Annotated in this window: 20 protein-coding genes; 18 read left to right on the forward strand and 2 right to left on the reverse strand. The window is 31.6% G+C overall.

Annotation, left to right across the window (positions count from 1 at the left end; translation table 11 throughout):
• Positions 1–56: 56 nt before the first annotated feature.
• The 4 genes from L6651_RS08735 to L6651_RS08750 all read left to right on the forward strand — a co-directional run bounded on the left by L6651_RS08735 (position 57) and on the right by L6651_RS08750 (position 5,281).
• On the forward strand, positions 57–584 hold the full coding sequence (locus tag L6651_RS08735) for a GNAT family N-acetyltransferase (protein ID WP_237037541.1): 528 nt from the start codon (positions 57–59) through the stop codon (positions 582–584).
• Between the two features lie 72 nt (positions 585–656).
• Positions 657–2,132 (forward strand): hypothetical protein, encoded by a 1,476-nt coding sequence (locus L6651_RS08740; protein WP_237037542.1) that lies wholly within the window; start codon positions 657–659, stop codon positions 2,130–2,132.
• Positions 2,133–2,341: 209 nt separating this feature from the next.
• Positions 2,342–3,037, forward strand: a complete 696-nt coding sequence (locus L6651_RS08745) for an ABC transporter ATP-binding protein (RefSeq protein ID WP_237037543.1) — start codon at positions 2,342–2,344, stop codon at positions 3,035–3,037.
• On the forward strand, positions 3,038–5,281 hold the full coding sequence (locus tag L6651_RS08750; protein ID WP_237037544.1) for an FtsX-like permease family protein: 2,244 nt from the start codon (positions 3,038–3,040) through the stop codon (positions 5,279–5,281). It abuts the gene before it with no gap.
• A 169-nt stretch (positions 5,282–5,450) separates the two neighbouring features.
• Here L6651_RS08750 and L6651_RS08755 read toward each other — a convergent pair whose 3' ends face one another.
• Positions 5,451–6,755 carry a S41 family peptidase gene (locus L6651_RS08755; RefSeq protein ID WP_237037545.1) on the reverse strand — a complete coding sequence of 435 codons (1,305 nt, stop codon included), beginning with the start codon at positions 6,753–6,755 and terminating at the stop codon, positions 5,451–5,453.
• 263 nt (positions 6,756–7,018) lie between these two features.
• Here L6651_RS08755 and L6651_RS08760 point away from each other — a divergent pair, with 263 nt between their 5' ends.
• The 4 genes from L6651_RS08760 (at position 7,019) to L6651_RS08775 (ending at position 10,848) form a co-directional block, all read left to right on the forward strand.
• Positions 7,019–7,750 carry a TraX family protein gene (locus L6651_RS08760; protein ID WP_237037546.1) on the forward strand — a complete coding sequence of 244 codons (732 nt, stop codon included), beginning with the start codon at positions 7,019–7,021 and terminating at the stop codon, positions 7,748–7,750.
• Between the two features lie 261 nt (positions 7,751–8,011).
• A complete protein-coding gene (locus L6651_RS08765; protein ID WP_237036510.1) occupies positions 8,012–9,235 on the forward strand; it encodes an IS110 family RNA-guided transposase in 1,224 nt (407 codons plus the stop codon).
• A 190-nt stretch (positions 9,236–9,425) separates the two neighbouring features.
• On the forward strand, positions 9,426–9,905 hold the full coding sequence (locus tag L6651_RS08770) for an NADH-quinone oxidoreductase subunit NuoE family protein (protein WP_237037547.1): 480 nt from the start codon (positions 9,426–9,428) through the stop codon (positions 9,903–9,905).
• 28 nt (positions 9,906–9,933) lie between these two features.
• Positions 9,934–10,848: an alpha/beta fold hydrolase gene (locus tag L6651_RS08775; protein WP_237037548.1), complete on the forward strand. Its 915-nt coding sequence runs from the start codon at positions 9,934–9,936 to the stop codon at positions 10,846–10,848.
• Positions 10,849–10,877: 29 nt separating this feature from the next.
• On the opposite strand, the gene L6651_RS08780 is transcribed toward L6651_RS08775, so the two are convergent.
• Positions 10,878–11,885, reverse strand: coding sequence for a potassium channel family protein (locus L6651_RS08780; RefSeq protein ID WP_237037549.1), 1,008 nt, complete (start codon positions 11,883–11,885; stop codon positions 10,878–10,880).
• Between the two features lie 359 nt (positions 11,886–12,244).
• Between L6651_RS08780 and L6651_RS08785 the strand changes: the two genes are divergently transcribed.
• The 10 genes from L6651_RS08785 (at position 12,245) to L6651_RS08830 (ending at position 24,465) form a co-directional block, all read left to right on the forward strand.
• Positions 12,245–13,651: a phospholipase D family protein gene (locus L6651_RS08785; RefSeq protein WP_237037550.1), complete on the forward strand. Its 1,407-nt coding sequence runs from the start codon at positions 12,245–12,247 to the stop codon at positions 13,649–13,651.
• Between the two features lie 16 nt (positions 13,652–13,667).
• Positions 13,668–14,825 (forward strand): M1 aminopeptidase family protein, encoded by a 1,158-nt coding sequence (locus L6651_RS08790; RefSeq protein WP_237037551.1) that lies wholly within the window; start codon positions 13,668–13,670, stop codon positions 14,823–14,825.
• A gap of 92 nt (positions 14,826–14,917) precedes the next feature.
• Positions 14,918–16,159 (forward strand): DUF2812 domain-containing protein, encoded by a 1,242-nt coding sequence (locus L6651_RS08795; RefSeq protein ID WP_237037552.1) that lies wholly within the window; start codon positions 14,918–14,920, stop codon positions 16,157–16,159.
• A complete protein-coding gene (locus L6651_RS08800) occupies positions 16,146–16,457 on the forward strand; it encodes a PadR family transcriptional regulator (RefSeq protein WP_237037553.1) in 312 nt (103 codons plus the stop codon). The genes L6651_RS08795 and L6651_RS08800 overlap by 14 nt, the downstream gene beginning before the upstream one ends.
• A 58-nt stretch (positions 16,458–16,515) precedes the next feature.
• Positions 16,516–17,688 (forward strand): iron-containing alcohol dehydrogenase, encoded by a 1,173-nt coding sequence (locus tag L6651_RS08805; RefSeq protein ID WP_237037554.1) that lies wholly within the window; start codon positions 16,516–16,518, stop codon positions 17,686–17,688.
• A gap of 200 nt (positions 17,689–17,888) precedes the next feature.
• On the forward strand, positions 17,889–18,476 hold the full coding sequence (locus L6651_RS08810) for a TetR/AcrR family transcriptional regulator (protein ID WP_237037555.1): 588 nt from the start codon (positions 17,889–17,891) through the stop codon (positions 18,474–18,476).
• 9 nt (positions 18,477–18,485) lie between these two features.
• Positions 18,486–20,555, forward strand: coding sequence for an efflux RND transporter permease subunit (locus L6651_RS08815; protein WP_237037556.1), 2,070 nt, complete (start codon positions 18,486–18,488; stop codon positions 20,553–20,555).
• A complete protein-coding gene (locus L6651_RS08820; protein WP_237037557.1) occupies positions 20,548–22,998 on the forward strand; it encodes a hypothetical protein in 2,451 nt (816 codons plus the stop codon). Before L6651_RS08815 ends, L6651_RS08820 begins: the two co-directional genes overlap by 8 nt.
• A 104-nt stretch (positions 22,999–23,102) precedes the next feature.
• On the forward strand, positions 23,103–23,633 hold the full coding sequence (locus L6651_RS08825; protein ID WP_237037558.1) for a DUF1836 domain-containing protein: 531 nt from the start codon (positions 23,103–23,105) through the stop codon (positions 23,631–23,633).
• Complete coding sequence (locus tag L6651_RS08830; protein ID WP_237037559.1) at positions 23,626–24,465, forward strand: DegV family protein; 840 nt, start codon at positions 23,626–23,628, stop codon at positions 24,463–24,465. The genes L6651_RS08825 and L6651_RS08830 overlap by 8 nt, the downstream gene beginning before the upstream one ends.
• The last annotated feature ends 20 nt before the right edge of the window (positions 24,466–24,485 follow it).

Here is a 24,485-nt window from a genome sequence, read left to right on the forward strand (position 1 = left end):
TTCAATACTAATCAACAGCACAATTTGGTATAATTATTAAAAAGTGGAGGGCTAATGTGATTATAAGAAAGGCAGTTTCAAAAGATATTGATGCAGTGGTTTCAATTTACGACAAGATACATACAGCGGAAGAAAAAGGCAAAGTTGTAATCGGATGGAAAAGAGATATTTATCCAATAAGAAAAACTGCGGAAGATGCTACTCTAAGAGACGACCTCTTTGTAATGGAAGAAGATGGGTTTCTTTTTGGCAGTGGAATAATCAATAAAGAACAAGTAGATGTATATGAAAAGGCGAAATGGAATCATGACGCAAAGCCAGAAGAAATAATGGTACTTCACACCCTTGTAATTGACCCAGATAAAAAAAGAAAGGGCCTGGGAAAGAGTTTTGTAAAATTTTATGAAGAGTATGCAAAAAATAATGGATGCAAGTACCTTCGTTTAGATACAAATGAAAAAAATGTTAATGCCAGAGCAATGTATAAAAAATTGGGATATAAAGAAATTGGAATTGTGCCATGTGTGTTTAATGGACTTAAAGATGTTAATCTAGTTTTAGTTGAAAAGGCATTGGAGATATAAGTTTGGATTTTTAAATTGTTAACCGCTAGGGAAAGTGTACACATTAACTTTAATTAAATCTTAAGGAGGTAGATGAAAATTAAAAGATTAATAAAGGTAGTTTTACTCTTGGTGTTGGTTTCAGTTGGAGTAACATCTTGTAAGTCATCTAAAATGGAAAATTTAAGTAGTGGAATTAGTTCACAAATTCAAAATGAACAAGAGGAAACTGAAAAAAAGGATAATCCAGCTTCAAAAAAAGATCAACTTGAAGTTGTAAAGGGAGCCAAAGAAGGTTCTCTATCAAATCTAGTTGTGGATAGAGAAGCTTGGACCGAATTTATGGATGAAAAGTATTTTGCTCAGGCAAAGGGACCTAGGGATGGATTTCATATTCCAAAAATCCTTTTAAATTCAAAAGATGCACAAAAGGCAAACCAGGAGATAGAAGAACTTGCAAATGGTTTGAAAAATTCATATGAAACATATCAAGATGTTGAAAATGATGATGAACTTGATATCTCTTCTACATTTTCAGTATACCAAGATGAAAATATTTTAAGTTTGCGAATACAATATACTGACATAAGTGAATCGGCAATAGAGCTAAACAAAATTTACAATTTTTCTCTTCCAGATGGCAAACTGCTTAGTGATGATGATATGTTAGATAAATTTGACGTTGACAGGGAAGAAAAAATCTCTTTAATGGAAGAAGGAATTTTAAATGATTACAAACTCTATGAAGAAGCTTTTAAAAGATTTGTAATTGATGACTTGTTTATATATAATCTTAGAAATTTGGAGGGGCTTGCTCTAAATCATCTATGGGATACGGCTAATGATGAATCTGGAAAAGTTTTTGTGGATGAAGTTGGAAGGCTGATGTTTTTGTATAGAATGTATACATACACAGATGCTGAAATGCAAATGGCAACTACAGAACTAAAAAAAGGATCTGTAAATAGCACTCCTTATTTAAAGGAATATGTAAAAATGGCAAGACAACTTGGTGTAGATGTTGAAGACGAAAATAGCAAGGCCTTTATGATATACCTAGGATCATCGATGGATGAATATAGTCTAACTGAAGTTCTTTCAAAGCTCTATCCTTGGCAAGAAGTATATTATGAATACGAGGACCCTTCTCTATTATTGAATTTAAATGAAAATGAAGAAACATCTGAATATGAAATTATGGGACAAGAATATTATCTTTTAATCCCTAAGTTTAAAAATACTAGCATAGCTTTAAAGGAACTTGAGATTTCAGATGGAGGAGAGTTAAAGGAAAAAACAAATTACACTTTAGAAAAAATGTCTTTAACAGGTCCTACTGTAATATGTCAAAATATAAGTGAAATAGCACCAAATGCAAAAATAGTTATGAGATATAAAGATGATGTATATGAATTCTCCCCAAGCATTAGTTTAAAGGATGGAAGTGTAGTGCTTCCAGAGGAAATAATAAATGCTGAAAACATATTGGACTGGAATATGTTGAGTAGGGAAGAAATATATTCAAATAATATCTTTGAAAAAATTGTTTCATTAATGGGTAGGGGATAAGACAAAAAATACGGACTGACTTCGTGAAGAAGCTCAGTCCTTTTTTATTTTTTATTATCCTCAAGAAAGAACCGCAACTTGTTTATTTTAGAACTTTATCACAGAAATGTATTGATAAAGGTTATCAGCAGGAGTATAATTAACTCAAAGAGAGAACCGTTATCAATGGGATTTAGATTGTATTAAGTATTAAAAAGGAAGTGAGTTTTATGATTAAGGTTTCAAATTTACATAAGTGTTATGGTTCGGGACAGGGACGGATTGAAGTCCTTAAGGGAATTGATTTAAAGCTTGAAGATAAGAAAATAATTTGCGTTCTTGGTCCATCGGGATCAGGGAAATCAACTCTTTTAAATATTTTAGGAGGCATAGAAAATATTGATGGTGGAGAGGTTGATGTCTTTAATAACAAATTAAGTAAGATGTCAAAAAGAGAATTGGAAAATTATAGGCGTGAGTACTTGGGTTTTATTTTTCAGTTTTACAACTTAATCAGTGACTTAAATGTATTTGAGAACATTGAGGTTGGAAAATTTTTATCTAAAAATCCAGTGGATATAGATTATTTGATTGATGAACTTGGGCTTACTGAGCATAAATATAAATATCCAAATGAAATTTCGGGAGGTCAAGCACAAAGGACATCAATAGCAAGGGCAATTATAAAAAGGCCAAGGCTTTTGATTTGTGACGAACCTACTGGTGCCCTAGACTATGACAGCGCAAAAGATGTTTTAAGGATAATAGAACAACTTAATAGAGATTATGAATCAACTATTATTATAGCCACTCACAACGTTCAAATTGCAAAAATGTGCGATTTGATTTTATCTTTGCATAGTGGAAAGATAAAGAGCTTTGAAGTTAATACAAATAAGCTTTCCGCAAAGGAAGTGGTATGGTAAATGAAAAATCCTATTAATAAGAGAGTTTATAGACAGATAAAATCAAAGCCCTTCAAAGTTATTCCAATTTTTATTTCACTGGTATTTATAGTAGTGTTTGCATCTTCTTTCTTCATATCTCAAGAGTCTGTTAAGAATCTATATTACAGTCAAATTGAAAAGGGCAAGGTTGAAGACGGAAACTTCACTACTATTTATGAATTATCAGATGATTTGAAGGAAAAAATAGAAAAGCTGTCTTTAAAACTATACGATAATTTTTATTTTGAAGCTGATGTTAAAGGCAATAAGAGCTTAAGAGTTTTTAAAAATAGAAAAAATATAAATAAAGCGCAAATTTACGAAGGTCGACTTGCAAACTCAGAAGATGAAATTGCAATTTCTGCAAACTATGCAAGGGCAAATCATTTAAAGGTAAAAGATAGTTTCAAAATAGGAAGTAAAAAATTTAAAATTACAGGCCTGTTTTCATTGCCAGACTATTCGTCACTGCTTAAAAACAGAGATGATCTAGTTATGGATACTGGCTATTTTGGAGTTTGCCTTTTAAACGATTCAGGATTTAAAAAATTTTCCAATGAAAAGATAACATATAATTACTCTTATCACGCTGAAGACGATTTAAACGAAAGGGAAGCAAAGGAAAAACTAAAGGATATTTCAAAGGTTGTAAACAAAGAAAACTTGATGATTGATGGCGTCACAAGGTTTGATAACAAATGTATAACCTATATAATTGATGATATGGGAGGGGATGTTCCAACTATGACCTTGACATCAATACTACTGTTTATTGCAATTGCGTTTATAAGCGCGGTGCAAATAAAGAGCTTGATTGAAGAGGAAGCTCCAATAATTGGAACACTACTTGCATCTGGATACAGGAAAAAAGAGCTTTTACTTAATTACATGGCAATGCCACTTTTCATCGCCCTAATATCATCATTAGTGGGAAATATAATTTCATATACTTATTTGTATAAAAAATATGCAGCCCTTTACTATGCATCCTTTGATCTACCGAAATTTGAAGTGACCTTTACTGCTCGCTCATTGGTCATTACATCTTTATTACCAATGATAATCTATTTGGTAATAAACTATGTTGTGATTAGCAGATGTTTACAATTTAGTCCTGTGAATTTTTTGAGAAAAAATTTAAAGAAGACCAAGAGGAATACAAGACTAAAGCTAAAAAACATTTCATTTTTAAGGAAATTTAAAACGAGAATTATATTTTCTAACAAATTAAATTTCATAGCTCTTTTATTCGGAGTATTTTTAGCAAATTTAATTTTAGTATTTTCACTTTCGGCAAAGCCTGTATTTAAAAATTATGCTAAAAATATGCAAACTGAGATGAAGTATAATCACATTTATTTTGTAAAGCAAAAGCAAAACAAAGATGTGAATGCGGATGTCGCAACAGTGGTTAAAGCAGAATTGGTTGATAGTGAAAACAAAGAGATTCAATTTTATGGTGTTGACAAAAATAGTAAATACAAAAATCTAAAAGTAGAAGATTTGAAAGAAGATGAAGTTATAGTTTCTTCTGGATTTTCAAAAAGATTTAATTTAGAAAAATCAGATACATTTAGAATTAGGGAAAGCTACAACAGTAAGATAAAAAAATTAAAAATAAAAGACATAGACAAGGACAATAGTTTGTTTCAAATTTTTACAACTAGAGAGGCTTTAAACAAAATAATAGAAAAAGACAAAGATTATTTTAATAGTTATATGTCAGATAAAAAGTTAGACATTTCAAAAGACAATCTAATTACTGAATTAAATAAAAATGGAATGTCAAAATTTATGGACCATTTCCTAGACTCCTTTGGAGTTGTATTTACCATGTTAATAGTAGTCTCCTTAACATTTTATTTTATACTAACCTCAATGATCTCGTCCTTAATAATTGACAAGTCAAAGGTCAATATAACATATCTTAAAATTTTTGGATTTAGGGACAGAGAAATTTCAAAAGTTTATATAAATACCATATTTTTAACCCTAATAGTGTATCAGATAATTTTAATACCTATTTTGGACAAGCTCATAAAATACATGCTATTTATATCCATGGAAAAATTTGATGCATATTTTGATATTCCAATTCCGAAATCAATATTTATATTGGCCTATGTACTTAGCATAGTAACATTTATATTGGTCCATCTAGTAGAGAAGATAAAAATATCAAGGCTAAATATGGTTAAAGAATTAAAAATAATAAACGGATAAAAAAGTGGACTGACTTCGTAAAGAAGTTCAGTCCTTTTTGGTTTTGTTATACACATAAAAAAAATGAATGATAATTGCCTATGTTTTGGCTTACTAAGTTCTTTTAAGATTTCTTTAGTATTTTTTGAAATTAGTTAGAAAATTCTAAATGTTTTTTGTGTCTTGTATTTTACCTATTGATTTTAGCATCTTCAATAACTGCCTGAATAATTTTTTGGTCTAAAAAATTCGAATATATATCTGTAATGTTTTTTTCGACTATTATATCAGGACTTGTCTTATCAAGTTCATTTATAGATCCTGATGATGTAACTCCTAAATTATTTGGAAATCGCAAAACATATCCACTGTTAGGTAGATTAATTTGGATAGGATCAATTCCTATACCATCTCCTCCTGTTTTAGTTCCAACTAATTTAGCTAATCCAGTTTCCTTACAAAATGAAGCCAAGGATTCTGAAGATGAATAAACGCTATCATCTACTAAAAGATAAATATTTCCTTTGAATTTTATTGAATTTATATCAGGTTTTACTATCATTTTGCTTTCAAGATAACAATCAAATTCTTGTAAAATTCCTTTTACTTCATTATTGAAATTAGTCCTGTCTAAAAAGGCATTAACATCTGTCTTAAAATTTTCCCTTTCTCGGATATTTTTGTTAAGCTTACCTGACTTTATAAATAAATAGAAGGTTGTTTCATAATCTCTATCTATAATTTTTGGTAGTAAAAATTTTTGCCAGTACTCAGTGCTTCCACCAGTATTGTCTCTTATATCTAAAATTAAGTTGTTATAGTCTTTTATTTCTTTTAGGAATTTTTTCAAAACCTTTTTATCGTTTTTAATATATAAGTCATTTAACATGGAATTGACTCTAATATATGCAAGTTCATCTTCTATAATCTTATGAGCAATTAAATTTCCTTGAGGAGACATGGTTGAGTCATCATTATTTTTTCTTTCAATTATATACTCTTCAATCGTTTCATTGTTGATATTGTATCTTCTTCTAACATCATCTTTTTCATATAATGTTGAAATATCATGACGCCAATTGGAAGAAGGCAAATTATAATAACTTAAATACATATGCACACCATACGATTCTGGAATTAGTTGAGTATGTGGATTATTGAGTTCATTTAAAACTTCATTCATTCTTTGATAAAATAAGATATCGTTTGTTGAATTAGAAATATAAGATTCATACTTTTCCTTATTATCAAGCCAATTGATGTTGTTTAATTCACTATTTAACTCAAAAAATGGGTAGTATTCTTTTAAAGTTTTATATACAAAATCAAAATCTTCTATGTAGTCCTCTTTACTCAAGTTGAAATCTTTAGGTTCTAATTCTTTTAAATTAATGGAATTAATATCGCTTTTGGTTTTAAATTTATAGTAGGAAAAAGATCCTATCAAAATAAGCAAAATAAAAGAGGATAAAAAAATTCTTGTTTTTCTTTTCATATAATCACCAAATTCATAATATCATAAAATCAAAATGCATTGAATGAAATGGCTTATTAATTCAAGGTCTTGGTGTCTGATAAAACCACTATTTACTTTATATAGTTGATAAAAATATAATTTGATAGTAGAGTATGATTTTAATTTTGTTTAAGCTAAAGGACAATTTAAATACATATCCATAAATTTGTCTTTAAAATATTATTTATTGACAAAAGCATATTGGCGTGCTAAAATTTAAAAATGTTTTTACAGGAGGAATTATGGATACAAATAAAAGATTTGAAAATGAAAAGCTAAAGAAGTTCCAAGTTTTAAATGGGGCGCAGCTAAAGTATATTGCATTTTTATCAATGCTTATAGATCATGTTAACAATAGTTTGATAACGCCTTTTCTAGATGGAAAGGGATTTTTACTTCATCTATCTAATCTGTTTTCAATTTTAGGTAGAATTGCTTTTCCATTATTTATATTTTTTGTAGTGGAAGGCTTTTTCAAGACGAGAAATAGAAAGAAATACTTTTTAACTCTTTTAATTTTCGGTTTTATAACTGAAATACCTTTTGACATCTTTACGTCAAAAACAATTTACCAACCAAATTGGAATAATATTATGTTTACTTTGGCTCTTTGCCTTCTTACAATTTGGATTATTGACAGTATAAAGGACAAAATTAAAAACAAGGTGTTATGGTATATTGTTTCAATAATCATTGTGGCGGTCTTTGGATTCATTGCCATGGAACTAAGTCTTGACTACGACTACCATGCCATAGTTATTGCATACATTTACTATATCTTCTACGACAAGCCACTACTTGGGGCAGGCCTTGGATATCTTTCAGTTTTAAAAGAACTATATTCGTTTTTAGGTTTTGGTATGACCCTTACCTACAACGGCGAGAGAGGAAAGCAATACAAATGGTTAAATTATTTATTCTATCCAGTTCACATGTTGATACTTGGACTAATTAGAATCTATTTTAATCTTTAAGAGATCACCCTTAGGGGTGGTTTTTAGTACCATAAATAGTGTAAGAAAGGAAGTAATTCCTATCTTGCACTATTTTTGTATAATGAAGATGTAGTATGACGAGGCGTTTTTAGGGTTGAAACATCCGCCAATAAAACTGTCAACTACCTTTTCATTATTCATATTCGGTTAAGCAGGTTGGGCAAAACGTCCGTGTCACAAGCTAAAAAGAGTGTAATGGTGCAGGTAGAAACTACAAAATAATAAGAAAGAAGGAAAATTATGATATCTGTAGGAATAGACATATCAAAAGAAAAAATAACAGTTTGTGCATTAGAACAAGGAAACAAAATAATTTGGAAACCCTTTGATGTTTCTCTTAAAAAAACAAAAGTAGAAGAATTAATAGAGAAACTAGAAAAATTAAAAGAAGAAGTAAAAATAACAATGGAAGCAACAGGAAAATATCATCTACCAATACTTTATGAATTAAAAGATAGAGGATACTTTGTAACAGTAATAAATCCATTAAAAATGAAACAATATTGTCGAGCATTAAACTTTAGAAAAGCAAAAAATGACAAGATGGATGCAAAACAAATAGCAGAATATGGACTAATGTATTGGAAAGAATTAGAAGAATACAAAGTAGATGAAGAAAACTACAGAGTCTTAAAAGAATTAAACAGAAACTACCAACATTACATGGAGCTAAGAATCGATCAAATGAACTACATAGATCAAACAATACATCAAACATTTCCAGGCATAAAAAAACTAATACTACATAATTCAGGAGACTTTTCAAAAGACAAACTCTTAGACTTTTTAGAAAAATGGTGGCATAAAGACCTAGTATTAAAAAAAACAGAAAAAGAATTTATAGAAGAATATAAAAGGTGGGCAAAAGAAAAGAGATACCATCCAAATGCAAACAAAGCAAAAGCCATTTACCAATTAGCAGAGGATAGTATCTCAACACAACCTTCCCATAACTCAAAAATAGAAACAAATATCAGAGAAGGAATAAACCTGATAAAACAAATAAATCAGATTCTAAATAGAATTTTATCACAAATGATAGAAATATCCGAGCCCTTAGAAGAATATCAAGAAGCAAAAAAATTCTCAGGAATATCAGAAAAATTAGCAGTACAAATAGTAGCAGAATTTGGCGACCTATCAAAATTTAAAAACAAAAAAAGCCTAATATCCTTTATAGGAATAGACGCACCACCATATGAATCAGGAAACTTTAAAGCAGATCAAAGGAAAATAAGTAAAAGAGGAAATGCAATACTAAGAAAAGTAGGCTACCAGGCAATGAAATGTATGATGAGTGCTAAAAAACCAGAAAATGAAATATATAAGTACATGATAAAAAAAGAAAAAGAAGGAAAAGCCAAAAAAGTATGTAAATTTGCAGGATTAAACAAATTCTTAAGAATCTACTATGCAAGAGTTATGGAATCAAAAGCTCAAAAACAAGAATTAAAAGTAGCATAAAATCTAAAATTACACTAAACAAACCGATTGATTACACTCGGTTTGTTTGCCATGCAATAATTTAATTACTCAAATAATCAAATAACCTGAAATTAATTTCAGGTTATGCTTGACTTTTGTTAGCAGGTTTTATTGCAGATAATTAATCCTTTTTGGGTATAAAGAAAGTATAATAATAGAGGGTGGTAGTATGTTAGAAGGTAGTAATGAAGAACTTATATTTAGGGAAAAGCTAGAAGAAACTGTTCTAAGTTTTGGTAAAGGTAGTCAAGAGGGGGCGAAGGTTTCAATTAGAAGTTGTCAAGATGATTTTGGATATGTATCCATTAGTCATCAAAAACAAATTGCAGATGCCTTTGGTCTAGATGAAAAAATAATTAAGACCATAATCAAGTTTATGCCCTCCATTAAGGAGTCGAAGGTTGAGTATGAAATTATTTGTTGTACTGGACCGAGATGTGCCAAGAATGGCTCCATGGAAGTTTTAAAAACTGTGAAGAGTACACTTGGAATGGATTTTAACGAGACTTCTAAAGATGGTCGCATTAGACTTAGGGCACAAAATTGTTTTAAAAAATGTAAAGATGGGCCGAATATTATGATAAATGGAAAATTCTATCATCATATGGATGTGGAAAAGACAAAAGAGATACTCGACCAAATTAAATAGCGTAGCTATGGAGGAATCGGGTGAGGTTATGAAATTTTTCAAAATTATATCGATGTTATTTGTCTTTCTACTTATTACCTTTTCGATTAATAAGTATATGCTTATAAAGGAGAAAGATAAGATAGTAGACTATGGAGAAAAGATTGAAATAAGGGGCAAAAAAATAAATATTGTTGAAAAGGGTCCAAAGGATAAAAAGGTTATTATCATAGATCCAGGATATGGAACCACAGCACCGGGCCTTGATTTTTCGCCTCTAATTAATGAACTTTCAAAAGATTTTCACGTTATTGCAATTGAACCATTTGGCTATGGTGACTCGGATGTTATTGGCACACCTAGAACAGTGGAGAACATCGCTGAAGAGTTACATGAAGTTATTCAAAAACTTGGATACAAGAACTATATTCTATGTTCCCATTCAATTTCTGGGGTGTATTCCATTTACTATCTAAACAAATATGAAGATGAAGTGGTAGGTTTTATTGGAATGGATACGTCGGTGCCACATCAACTGGAGTACACTGGCAATACTTTTCTTCCAATTCTTAGAAAGTGGTCAAATAAGCTTGGCCTAATAAGAATTGCATCGTGGATAAATCCAAAGTGGTTTATGGCGGACAACAACTATTATAGTGATGAAATAAAAGCACAGATACGATATAGGCTATATAGAGACTTTGCAAATGAGGACAATTTAAATGAGGGACGAAACTTTGCAAATAACTGGAATAAAATAAAGGATTTACATTATCCAAGACAGACACCAAAAATATTTTTCCTAACAAAGAAAGAGGACAAGGATAAGGACTGGAGATATATCGAAACTAAAAATGCCTTTGAAGAAAATTACGGAGAAATATATTTAATGAGTGGAAGTCACTACATCTTTAGGGAAAATTTCATGGAGATGTCAGAAATAATAAGAGAAAAATTTTTGTAGGCATTAAAAGAGGCTATCGAGTGATAGCCTTATTTTATTTCGTCACCTAAGTGTCTTAACTTATCAACCTGTTCTTCCCTTCCCAGTACAATTAGCACATCGCCAATTTTAAAAGTGTAATCCCCTGGAGGGTTGAAGAGCATCTTACCGTCTTCAATCTTTTTTATTGCAAGGACAATAAGCCCAGTCTTCTTAGGTATTTGTGCTTCAATTAAATTTTTGTTTTCTAAGTAAGAGCCGTTCATAACAACAACTTCTTCAAGGTCCAGCTCCACTTCGCCAACCCTTGTAAATACATCTAGGAATGAAATAATATTTGGTTTTATCATTAGTGACGCCATTCTCTTACCACTTATTTCTGTGGCAGATAGAGTTTTGTTTGCGCCAACCTTTAATAGTTTTTCACTTCCCGACTTGGTAATTGCATTAGCAATAATATATATTTCTTTATTTAAATCCCTAGCAGTAAGAACTGTTACAATATTGTCTACTTCATTATCCAAAGTTGCAACAAGACCTTTAGCTCTTTCAATTCCCGCACGTTCTAAAACGCTCTCTTCAGTGGAATGACCTTCTATAACCAAAATATTATGGTGACTATAGTCGTCCAGGTCTTCATGCTTGTCGGTGATAACAACAAAATCTAAATTTTCATGTATAAATTTATTTATGATTACCTCTGCCAACTCTCCAGAACCACAGATTATGTAGTGATTATTTAGAGCAGAAATTTTTTTATCCATCTTACTTCCCTTCCACAAATCTACAACCTTACCTTCAACAAACATGGCAACCACCGTTGTAAAGGCATATCCAACTACACCAACACCTAAAAATATCATAAATACGGAAAATATTTCCGATAGGTTACTGGTGGTACCAATTTCACCAAAACCTACGGTGGATATAGTTATGACTGTCATGTATAGTGCATCTACAAAGTCTACTTTTAAAAGGATTTTATAACCTATTACACCAATAACAAGTAGAAGTGCAAATGCATAAAAAATAAATTTGAGTTTTCTTTTTTCGTCCATAGCCTCTCCTTATTGATTAGATTATACTCTAGTTTAAAGTAAAAGACTAGGATAAATAAAACCTATTAATTAGTTTTACCAATCAAGAGGCTGTCTTAACTACCTTATTACTTTGAATCCTAATATTTCCACATCTTTTGATAAATAGTGATCCTTTACAGGTTCATCGCCCATAAGGTCTTTTGATAAATGTTTTTTATTGTCGCCCTTTTATGTGAAGTCTATTTGAACCATAGGAGTTTTTACTATAGGATTGTTTAAATCTTCAATTGTTCTCATTTATCTTCCTAAATGTTATAATAGATACATAAATTAAAAATACAATGTATTAAATAAAATGAAAACTCGGAGGAGTTAAAATGAAAAAGAAGATTATTATAGTAGTCGTATTGGTACTTTTGATAGTTCCATTTATATATAGCTTGACTACAAAAAGCTACGACAAGTCAAATACTGACGGAGAATTTTACGCGGCGGAAGATGTGGAATTTTTATATGATTTAAGATATAAAAAAGACGGTGAAATAAAAAAAGAAAGTGTCATTTTCAAAAAACAAATGGAAGCAATTAAGGAAGCGAAGGACTTTATCGTTCTCGATTTGTTTCTATACAATGATGAATACGATAGAAAGAAGATGAGTTTTGACAATCAAGTTGAAGAAATGACTGACGCTCTAATTGAAAAGAAAAAAGAAAATCCTGATATGGATATCGTGTTTATAACAGACGAGCTTAACAATTTTTATGGTGCATACACTCAAAAAAATATAAAAAAATTAATGAAAAATGGCATTGATGTGACCATAACAAATCAAAGTCAAATTAGGGATTCAAATCCACTTTATTCTGGATTTTATAAATTTTATTTAAATTGGATGGGTTCCCCAGAAGGTGGCAGAATAAGAAATCTATTTGACCCAAAGGGCCCAAAGATTTCAGTAAGGTCATTCCTAAGGCTTTTAAACTTCAAGGCAAATCATAGAAAGGTGTTGGTCACTGACCAAAGGGCCATTGTTTCATCTTCAAATCCTCACGACCCAAGTTCGAACCACTCCAATGTTGCCATTAGTTTTTATGGCAAGGCCATGGAGGACCTTATAAAGTCGGAGCTTGGTCTGGTGGAAAAAGATTATCCTAATATAAATAGCTTTAAAGCAGAGAATAAAAAAGATCCTGACGTAAACTTAAGAGTTATAACCGAAGGAAAAATTTATGACGCCCTTAGAGAAAATATTTCTAAGGCAGAAAAAGGCGACAAAATAAATATTGCTATATTTTATATTGCTGACAGAAAATTATTAAGTGAACTAGCAGAGGCTTCTAAACGTGGCGTAAAAGTAAATATAATTGCGGATTTAAATAAGGACGCCTTTGGAATTGAAAAAAATGGAAGTCCAAACAGGCCAGCACTTAGTGAGCTGGTGGATAAAAATCCCGATATTAATGTTAGATGGTACGAAACCCATGGAGAGCAGTTCCACACAAAACTTGCCTTCTTCGACTTTTCTAAGGAAGATGCAAGGGCTATTTTAGGAAGCGCCAACTTCACAAGAAGAAATATTCAAAACTATAACCTTGAAACGGATGTTGAAATGATTCTTCCGCATGACGGAAAAATTTACAAAGACATTAAGAGTTATTATAATAGAATTTGGAATAACAAAGACGGAGAGTATACAGTACCAATTGAAAAATATTACGAAGATGGATTTATTTTAAGAAATCTTTGGAAGTTCCAAGAAAAGACGGGGCTTTGTACATGGTAGAAATGGGGGAAATAATATGAAGCTAAGTGTGGAGTGTGACTTTGTTTCAGAGGAAATAATTGTAGTTTGTGAAATTGATATATCTAAATATTTAAAAGAGAAAAATAATTTTTGTTTCGCTTTGGCAAAATCTTTCAATATTGAGAAAATTTTATTAAATGATAAGAATTTAGAATTTAATAAAGAAGATTATAAAATGGAATTTCTGCCTGAGATGATTAAATATACTGTAACTTTACCAAAGGATAAGGAAGGCAATTTAATAATTAAGTATAGAGGAAAGTTGTCAGGTTATTATAGGTATTTTGAAGAAAAAATCATTCATTTTTCACTATATAACGGATGGTATCCAATAGGATTTGATGCAGATACAAATTTTGATGTTAGGATAAAAACATATAAAAATTATGAACTTGTTAAGGGAGAGTTTGACGAAAGAGAAAAAATTTGGAAAATTAATTATACAGATCCTGTAGTTGACGATTGTAACATAATCCTTTTAAATAGAGATTTTTATAAGATAAAAGAAAGTGAATATCTTAAAATATACTATGAGGAATTTCAAAGGCCATATGTAGAATATATTTTTAAAAATCACAATTTGGCAAGAAAATATCTGGAAGATCTTTATGGCAGAAAAACTTGTAATAAAGAAGACATGGTTATTCTACCTTACAATGAGATTTGGGAAGATTCTGCATATAAGAGGAAAGATCTTGTTGTAATAACTTCGGACAAAGATTATGTTGACTTCGAATCTAGTTCATCATTTAAGGGACTTGCCCATGAACTTGCCCATAGCTATGCGAAAGGTGCAAATGTAAATTCTTGGGAGGATTGGTTAAATGAAACGATAGCGGAATGGTCCGCATACTTATTTGTTCTAAACTGTGAAAAAAGAGATATTGAAGAATTTATAGAACTTCATAGGGATGAAGTTGGTAATAAAAAACTTATATTAAATGAACTAGGTAAAAAAAGACCAGAAGAAGTTCATAGTGTAGGAACTTTAATATTTTATGAGATATATAAAAATTATGGAGTAGAAGCCATAAAAGATTTATTAGTTGCTTTTGATAGAATTGATGTTAAGAATACTAAAAACTATTTGGAGTATTTGGATAATCATAATAATAAAAAGATATCAGATGAAATTAGAAAACATATTATATAGAGATTAGGTGAGGGCCTAATCTTTTTTTATTGACAAGTATCGACTATCGATATATAATTAAAGTATCGATAGTCGATACTAAGGAGGGAGTTATGTTACGATTTAGATTTTTAACGTATGCAAATTTTGGACTCTTTGAAAATTGGTATAAAGAGATGGCGAAGAAGGGCTATGAAATAGAAAAAGTAAAATTTTCTTTTATGCACTTCTTTAAAAAGACTGAGCCTAAGGACGTGGATTATAAATTTGTTATTTCAAATAACGAGGACAAGTACAATGCATTTTCAAAACAGGAGCTTGATGACCTAAATGAAATGGCAAAGGGATATGGCTATGATTTTATTTTTAAATCTTACAATATGAATTTGTATAAAACTAGAGCAAAAGATAAAAGTTTATACAATGACGATGTGGAAGAGCTAAAAATATTACGAACATCTGTAAAAAGAGAAATCATTTCAACTGCCATTTTGTCCGTGGTGCTATTACTTTTACATTTTTTCACCTTTGCAAACTTTTTATCTGAAGAGTTTTATTATTCTAACTATAGTATGGTACTTGGTCCATCCGTACTTTTAATGTTGATTTTCGACTTGTTGGCCCTTGTGGATTATTCTGTGTTCTATAGAAGAAATAGAGATGTAAGTTATACTAGGGATTTGAAGTTTAGTAAGGTTAGCTTTTCAAAGTTCTTTGTATATCTTATAATGGCGAGTTTAATTTTGATAATAGTAGGCATAACTTTACAATTTGTTGATGTTAATCCAACCCTAGGATTAAAATACACTTTGCTATTATGGACGCCATTTGTTTTGATGTGGATTTTAGTGTTTCTTTTCAGAAAGAAGATTAAGACTATGAATATCAGCACAGCTTCAAAAAAGAAAATTTTTGCTCTAATCGTTGTTGCAATCTTTGGTATAACCTATTTTATGAATTATAGTATTGCAAATAAACTGCCCATTAATAAAAATACTGAATTTAGTAAGGGATATGAAGTTACCGAACTTAGTAAGGGAATGTTTTTAAATGAACACAAAATCTATTCAAATGAAGAGTTTAGTGTTGAAAGAACTATTTCCAAAGACGAAGGCACTTCAAAAAATCTTTACAAGAGGATTATAAAAAATGCAAAAAATCATCCGTACTTCGGAGAACATGTAAAAGATATTTCTAAAGAATATGATTATGATAAGACCTACAAGCTTTCTGAAGGAAATAGATATGCCGTTTTAAAGGGCAGAGTCATATTAGTTGTAGAAGGAGAGATTAATAATCCCGAAATTAAAGAAGAAATAGATAAATTTTTAGGTGATGCAAATGGCAAGGAATAAGTTTCAAACACTAACTGAGCCCATGTACTATATACTACTTGCCCTTTGTGAAACGAGAAATGGTTCGGAAATAACCTCATGGGTTAGTGAGATTACAAATGGAAGAATAAAACTTGCTCCGGGAACTCTCTATGCACTCTTGGCGCAGTTTTTGCAAGAAGATATTATTGAGAGGGCAAAGGCCGAAGGGAGTGGTAAGTTCTATATCATCACAGATGAGGGACGAGAACTTCTTGAAGAGGATAGAAATAGAATCATGATGATGGTTAAGGATTTTGATAAATTTTATAAAAGCTAGAAGGATAGTATCAAGTAAATCAAACTGGGTATATTAAATTAAGATAGGGGGAGATAGAATGAAAGATTTTAATTTTAATATTGCAACCAAAATTTTATTTGGTAGAGACAAGCTTGATGAAATTCTTGAAGAAATTAAAAAATATGGCAACAAGGTACTACTTGTTTATGGACAGGGAAGTATAAAAAAGATTGGCCTATATGATAAAATTGTAAAAATTTTAGAAGACGCCAATATTTCATACTATGAACTTTCAGGTGTAGTTCCAAATCCAAGAATCGATAAATGTCGTGAAGGGGTGGAGTTGGTAAAGAAAAATAATATTGACTTTATCCTTGCCGTAGGTGGTGGTTCTACAATTGATACGGCAAAGCTTGTGGCTGCTGGAGCTAAGGCCGACTGTGACCCATGGGATATAGTTATTGGAAAACATAACCCAGTTGACGCAGTGCCTCTTGGATCAGTACTAACTCTTTCAGCAACTGGTTCCGAAATGGACGTGGCTTCAGTTATAACAAACGAAGAAACAGGACAAAAGTTAGGCTGGGGCAGTGAATATGTATTACCAAAGTTTGCAGTAATGGATCCAGAAGTTACATTCTCCGTTGATAAGTATCATACAGCAGCGGGAACAGCGGACATTATGAGTCACACAATGGAAAATTATTTTTCATTAAAGGACGGGGCTTACTTACAAGATAGATTTGCAGAAGGCGTTTTAAAAACCTGTGTAAAATATGGACCAATTGCAATTGAAGAACCAGAAAACTACGAAGCAAGAGCAAATTTAATGTGGGCAGGCAGCTGGGCAATAAATGGACTACTTGACAGTGGAAAGTCCACTGCATGGTCAGTGCATGCTATGGAACACGAACTTTCTGCGCTTAAAGACATTACACATGGTGTTGGACTTGCAATACTTACACCATATTGGTTGGAGTATTGCTTAAATGAAGAAACGGAAGAAAAGATTGCGGATTTTGGACATAATGTGTTTGATTTAGAAAGAGGAAACTCCTTTGAAGAAGATGCAAAGAAGGCGATAGAAGAGTTGAGAAAGTTCTTTGTATCAATTGGTATTCCAAAGACTTTAAGAGAAGAAGGCTTTAATGAAGAAGATCTTAAAATTATGGCAAAGAACTGTATGGCAAATAGAGAAAAGCCAGAGATAGCAGGCTTCGTTCACTTGGAAGAAAAGGATGTATTGGAAATTTACAAAATGGCGTTATAGATTATGAATAAGGGGGAGACCCCTTATTTTTTTGTGAAAAATTAAAAAATATTGTTGAGATTTCAATCTTTAATCACAATTACAAAACCACATATAAAAAAATATATGATAAAATTTCATAAAAGGTATTGAACAATGTTCATTTTAGTGTTATTATTATTCTTGTCGAAAATGAACAGTGTTCAATTAGGTGGGAGATTATGCTAAATAAAAATAAAAATAAAAGAGAAAAAGAAAAAAGAATAATGGAAGAGACAATAAAACTCTTTGAAGAAAAGGGGATTGAAAAGACTTCCATTAGGGATATTATGCGAAGTACAAAGTTTGGTCTAGGAACTTTTTATCTTTATTTTAAAGATAAGAAGGACCTGGAAGAAAAGATTGTCACAGATGTAATGGTTGATGTGCTATACGATGCAGAGAAATCTTGCAAGGGAAGTAGCGCTACTGAAAGATATAACTCATTTATTGGTTACATCATCGATTATATGGTGGAACATCCTATGGAACTTGAACTGATTTCAAAAAATATGAATTGGGTTTTATATTCCAAGGTTGAAAATGACGAAAGATTTAAGGACGCCGACTGTGCTCTTAAATTTATACTGAGCAAGTATCAGGAGCTGTTTTCTGAAAGACATACTGAAGCGGAGCAATTATATATTTTATCCCTAACTATGCACATAGTTATTTCAACATGCAAGTCTTCCATGATGGAAGGTTCACTGCTTAATGTAGACGAAATGAAATCTGTACTATTTAGAATAGTAGAAAAAATTTTTAGATAAGGTGAGAATATGAAGAAATTTTCAAGATTTGTTTCTCATCACCCAAAGTTAGTCCTACTAATAATGACTTTACTTCTTATACCATCATTTATTGGTTATAAGAACACAGATGTTAATTATGATATACTAACTTATTTACCTTCAGACCTAAAGTCTACAGAAGGACAAAAGATACTTGATGAGAACTTTAATAATGCTGCAACCGGGATGTTAATCTTAGAAGGTTCAGACCAGGATGCAGAAAAATTAAGAGAAGAAATTTTAAAAATAGAAGGAGTTGAAGATGTAATTTCAAAGTCTTCCATAGTTGGAGAAGGCATACCGAAAGATTTTTTACCCAATGAGGTGAAGGATGTTTTCTATTCCGAAGACAGTACATTGATGCTTGTAAAGTTTAAAAATTCTTCATCTTCCTTTGTGACCATGTCAGCAATAGAAAAGATAAGAGAGCTTGACTCAAAACCGATGTACCTAAGTGGGATTTCGTCACTGGTAAAAGATACAAAGGATGTTATAGATAAAGAAACTCCTATATATGTGGCACTGGCAGTAGTACTTGCTTTAATTGTGTTGTCACTTACAAATGAATCTACGGTTATACCGTTTTTATTTTTGCTCACAATAGGCTATGCAGTTGTATATAACTTTGGAACCAATATATTCCTTGGAGACATTTCCTATATAACCAAGGCCATTGCGGCAACACTTCAACTGGCGGTAACAATGGACTACTCCATATTTCTATATCATAGATTTGTTGCAGAAAAGAAGAAGAGAGAAAACATTAATGACGCCATGGAGAGGGCAATTCAAAATACAATTTCATCCCTATTTGCTTCTTCCTTAACCACATTTGCAGGATTTATTGTTCTGATTTTGATGGAACTTGGACTTGGTAAAGACATTGGACTTGTAATGAGTAAGGGAGTTTTAATAGGACTTATATCAACGGTAACTGTACTTCCACCGATGTTATTACTGACAGACAAGGCAGTAAGTAAGTACAATCACAGAGTGCTTATGCCATCTTTTGATAGACTATCAGAATTTAACATAAGACATAAGAGAGTTATTTCCCTTGTGTTCCTATTACTTTTCATCCCAGCGATTTATGGATCCATAAATACAAATGTATACTACAACCTAGATAGATCACTACCTCAGGACTTGGACTCCATAGTTGCACTTAAAAAGATGAAAAAAGATTATGATATGGCAACAACTCACTTCATTATAGTTAAAGAAGATGTTTCAAATACTTCTATAAATAAGATGATAGATGAACTGGAAGATGTTGATGGAATAAACTCAGTTATTAGTACAAGCACCATGATTGGTTCTAGCGTGCCAGATGAGCTCTTACCTAAGAAGTTACAACAAAACTTTGCAAAAGATGGATACAAGATGTTAATGGTAAATTCCAAGTATCAAACAGCTTCAAAGGAAGTTAGAAATCAGATAAAGGAAATGAGAGATATTATAAATAAATACGATGACGAAGGATATTTAACAGGAGAAGCGGTTTTAACCGACGACCTTACAATTATTTCAAACTCCGACTTCAAAAGGGTAAACATCGTATCAATTGCCGTGGTCTTTCTAATCTTGGTATTTGTGTTTAAGTCCCTTGCTATTCCAATTGTGTTAATTGCTGCAATAGAACTGGCAATTCAAATCAATATGGGAATTCCATTCTATTTAGGACAGACAATACCATTTATAACTTCAATAATCATAGGAGTTATACAACTTGGTTCAACAATAGACTACTCAATTCTATTGACCGATAGATTTATGCATGAATATAGTAAGTCAAATGACGTTGATGGCTCTTTAAAGATTGCCACAAAGGAAACTTCAAAGTCCATCGTTACATCCGCATTGTCATTTATGGCTGCTACAATCGGCGTGGGACTATATTCAAAGATGGAGATAGTATCAACAATTTGTACCTTCCTTGCAAGAGGTGCAATCATAAGTATGGCAGTAATTATTTTTCTATTGCCAGCTGTGCTTTCAGTAGTATTTCCATTTATTAAAAAGACTACAAAAGGATTAAGAGGAGGAAAAAATGAATAAAAATTTACAAAGGGCTCTTGCAGTTGCTCTTGCATCCTCACTTGCAATTGCAAACACAAGCTTTGCAGCCCAAAGTACAATAAACAAAAGTGAAACAGTTTATGTAATCAAAGAGGACAATAAGGTTAAGGAAAAATTGGTTTCTGTTTGGTTAAACTCAGATGAAAATATTAATGGTAAAGACAAGACCGATCTAAATGATATAAAGGATTTAAAAACTGACGAAAAGATAGAGGGAGAAAATGGATATATAAACTGGAATAGGGATAAAAAAGATGTTTATTATCAAGGTGTGACTGAAAAAGATATTCCAGTAGATGTGGAAATTGAATATTATCTCGATGGAAAGAAAGTAAATAACAAAGATCTAGAAGGAAAGTCTGGAAGATTAAAAATTGTAGTAAACGCAAAGAATAATAATTTTAAGAATGAAAAGATAGATGGACAAAATAAAAAGATATATGCACCATATGTTGTAATGAGTGCAATGACATTTGGTGAAGAAAATGTTTCAAATATTGTCGCAAAAAATTCTAAAGTTATAAAAGATGGAAAGAATCAAGTTGTTACAACAGTTCTTACACCAGGACTAAAAGACAACTTCAAAGATATTTTAGAAGAAAAGCAAATGGAAGAGTTTAAAGACAGTGCTGAAATGGAAATGGATATTAAGGACTATGTGCCTATTGAGTCATATGTTGTAATATCCAACGAGCTATTCCAAGAAGATGTTAAAATGGACTCAATTGGAAAACTTAGAGATGGACTTCAACAGCTTGAAGATAACTCTGCAAAGCTTGTAGATGCATCAAAAAAACTTACCGATGCAACAGATAAGTTAAGTGGAGGAATTAATGAACTATCTAACGGTGCAACAAAACTTAAAAGCGGTTCAAAGGAACTTTATGACAAGACTGGAGTTTTAGAAAACAAACTTGGGGATGCATTAAATCAAGTTAAGTATTTGCCAGGAGTTATTAATCAAATGGCAGATGGATCAAACAACTTGGCATCAGGCATAAATAAATACACTGAAGGTGTTTCAAAATTAAATGAAAACACTCCAAAGCTAGTTGAGGGATCAAAACAATTAAATGAAGGATCAGAAAAACTTGACGAAGGCCTTGGCAAATTAAAAACCGCCACAGGTCAACTAAGAGAGGGATCAGAAAAACTTGGAAATTTAGAATGGGAAAAAGATTCTGTTGTAGCAAAAGTTAGTGAACTACAAAATGGAATTTCAAGTCTATCTAATGGGGCAAAGAGTCTAAACGGTGGATTAAATGAAGCTGTAAATAGTTCTGAAAAACTTTATGCAGGTAGTACCGAACTAAACAATGGAATACAAGGACTAAATGAAAAAGTACAAGGCATGTCCATTCCAGATATGTCAGGACTTTCAAATATAAATGTGTCAGATGACCTTGGAAATATCGCATCAAATGCAAATGCCATTGGAGGAAATATTCAAGGAATTAAAAACTCCATTGGAACACTTAAACAAGTGGCAGCTACTTTAGAAGCAAATGGTGAAAGTGAACAAGCTTCTCAAATATATGTAGTTATAAATAGCCTTGGAGAAGCTTCACAAAATATTGGCGCAAATGCACAAAATATTGGTGCATCAACTCAAAATGTTGCAAATACATTAACAGGACTAAAGGGCATGGAACAAAATATGGGAGCCCTTGCAGGTCTTGGTGAGTTAAAAGAAGCAACTGCAAAACTTGCAGAAGGTTCAGCAAATTTAAATAATGGATTGTCACAGCTACCTGAGGGTCTTCAAAAGCTTGAAGAAGGCTCAGCAAGATTAAGTCGTGGCGCTGATGAAATAAATCTTTCAATAAACCAAGGAATTGAAAAACTTGAAGGAGAAGTTGATCCAGCAAAATTATTAAATTTATCAGACTCACTTGCAAAGCTTGATGAAGCCACAGGAAGTTTAAAAGAAGGTTCAACTAAACTTGCAGCAGGAACAGCAGAAAATGTTAAGGGCGTGGAAGCTTTTGCAGATGCAATAAAGGAACTGGATAAAAATTCCGAAGCATTAAATAAAGGTGCAGGCGAACTTTCCGGTGGACTAAACCAATTCAAAGAGAAATCTCAAATGCTTGGAGATTTAACAAAGGTTAATTCACAAGGGCTAACACCTTTAAGAAATGGTATAAAGCAACTTGATGACGGAATAGGCGCTCTATCAACAGGAGCAACTAAACTAGAAGATGGAAGTAAGTTATTAAACACCAACATGAATCTATTTAGTGAAAAGCTTATGGAATTCAAAGACAAGGGAATTGATGAAATAGATAGAAAGACCGACAAGTTACCACAGTTTAAAGAAGTGTTGGACAAGATGTCAGAAATGGCAAAGGATGATTCTTCATTTACAGGAACATCTGAAGGATTTGAAAGTAAGTATAGAGTAATTGAAAAAATAAAATAATTTTAATTAGGCAGGGCGAGGGCTCTGCCTTTACATATGTAAAAAATTATGATATAGTTTTTAAAACTAGGTAATATAGTAATTGAAAAATAAAAGGAGCAATCATGGAAGGTTTAAACAAGATAAGAGAATTTAAAAAAATAAATTGGGAGGACATCCCGGACTATGGACTGTACTCAGAGCAATTAATAAAATACATTGAAGACTCGCTAATGTCCTATTTTATAAATTCATTAAGCCTTAGTCCTAGCATGATAAACAACTATGTAAAGAATGGTGTTATACCAAAGCCAATAAATAAAAAATATTACAGAGAACATATTGCAAATTTAATTGTAGTTGTTATTTTAAAATCCGTAATACCAATTAATAGCATAAAGGAGGGGGTGAAGCTACAAAAAAATATAATGAGTGAAAAAGATAGTTTCAATGAATTTATGAACACACTTGAAAGGACTTTGCAAAATATTTTAGATTCATTGGAAGAAAAAAATAATTTTATATATGAAGGATTTAAAGCAGATAGAGAAAGTATATCCTTGACACTGGCAATAAATGCATTTTGTTTTCAAACGGTGACAAGTGAAATTTTAAATATAAATGGAATTTACAATAAGGAGAGAGAGTATGAATAAAATTGCAATACTATTGGATTCTGGTTGCAATATAAAAGAAGATATTGAGAAGGGCATTTTTGTAGTGCCCATATATGTTAACTTTAAAGACATTTCAAAAAGGGATTTGGTGGATATAGATCCTAAAGAGTTATATGAAAGAATTGATGAAGATGTTCAAACTGCAGCACCAGGCATAAACGACTTCATGAGCAAAATTGAACTTATAAAAGAACTGGGCTATGAAAAGATTTTGGGAATAACAATTTCACTGGCCCTATCAGCCACATTTAACTCTATGAAGCTGGCTCTGGAAAGTTCCGACATGGAATATAAAATCTTAGACAGCAAAGGAGTATCTATTTCATCTTCTGTAATCGCACTGTATGGCAGCGAGTTAATTAATAGGGGATTAGAGCTTGAAGAAGTTTATATTAAGCTTGAAGATAAAATAAAAGATGTAAGACTTTTTGTGGTAGTTGAAGATTTGAAATATCTTATTAGAGGTGGAAGGATTAGCCATGTAAAGGGCGTAATAGGAAGTGTTATGAAAATTAATCCAATCCTATCTATCAATGAAGATGGAAAAATTTATAACTACAAATCCATAAGAGGAAGGGCAAATGCTTTAAAATATCTAACGGATTTAGTGAAGAGTGATTTGAAAGATAGAAAGAATTATTATTTTTCCACAGCCTATGCTAAGGATAAAAGTGATATAGACGAACTCAGAGAAAACTTAAGTGAAGAGATAAAAAATGCAAAAGTCTATATAGAAGAGCCGATAACGGCGGCCCTAGGAGTTCATGCAGGACCTACCGTATATGGCGTTTGCTATATGGAAGTTGATTAAAGACAGGTGTGATGCCTGCC

The sequence above is a fragment of the Mediannikoviicoccus vaginalis genome, assembly GCF_928097925.1.
In the GTDB taxonomy this organism is placed as follows: Bacteria; Bacillota; Clostridia; order Tissierellales; family Peptoniphilaceae; genus Mediannikoviicoccus; species Mediannikoviicoccus vaginalis.